The sequence below is a fragment of the Mycobacterium kyorinense genome, from assembly GCF_001672775.1.
Taxonomy (GTDB): domain Bacteria; phylum Actinomycetota; class Actinomycetes; order Mycobacteriales; family Mycobacteriaceae; genus Mycobacterium; species Mycobacterium kyorinense_A.
Genome location: NZ_LZKJ01000127.1, coordinates 1 through 662, shown reverse-complemented (window position 1 = coordinate 662; position 662 = coordinate 1). Strand labels below are relative to the sequence as shown.

The following is a 662-nucleotide window of genomic DNA, read 5'->3' as shown; positions in this document are numbered from 1 at the left end:
CGGTGTGCCCGCCTCGTAGCGACAACGCGGCGTATGGCCAGGTGGCGCCGCGGCGCCGGAGTCACTTTGACCACTCCTGTCTTGGTTTGCCACACCTGTCACGGCCTGACCCGGTGTTTCGGGGTGCCCGCCTATCAGCGACAGCGAACGGGTTGTCGGACGTCCATGCGACGGTCGGCCGATGAATGAGTCGCTGCTACTGCGGGGGACCGAACTCCGCTACGTACTGACAATGCAGTTATTTCGCCATGGGCCCGCCACCGTCGGCGAGTTGGCCGAGGCGCTCGCGCAGCACGGTTTTGCCGTGGGCGGACGGACATCGAAATCCATCTCGGACGCGTTGCGCTGGGAAATGGGCCACGGCCGGGTGCGCCGGCTGAGGCGCGGTCGATATGGACCCGGCTGGATGCCGCGTGGCACTGAGCACCGAATCCACACGCGTGAGCTGGCGCTGCGCGACCAAGCCAAGTGTCGCTCGGAGCCGGGCACCCTGCCACCAGCGACAACTGGGCCACTCGCGTGACTGGCGTGGCGGAAGTGTCCCCAGTGAACCATTTGTTGCCGCGTCGCCACGCCAAATCCTCAGTTGTCGCTACGAGGCGGGCACATCGTCGCATCCCGAATTCCCTGCGACAGCTGGGACTACTGTGACGTCACATCTC

The 662-nt window shown here is 65.7% G+C and carries 1 protein-coding gene; it reads left to right on the top strand.

Annotated features, from left to right (window positions below):
• The first annotated feature begins 181 nt into the window (after positions 1-181).
• A complete protein-coding gene (locus A5707_RS14080; RefSeq protein ID WP_065012709.1) occupies positions 182-523 on the top strand; it encodes a hypothetical protein in 342 nt (113 codons plus the stop codon).
• Positions 524-662: the final 139 nt, after the last annotated feature.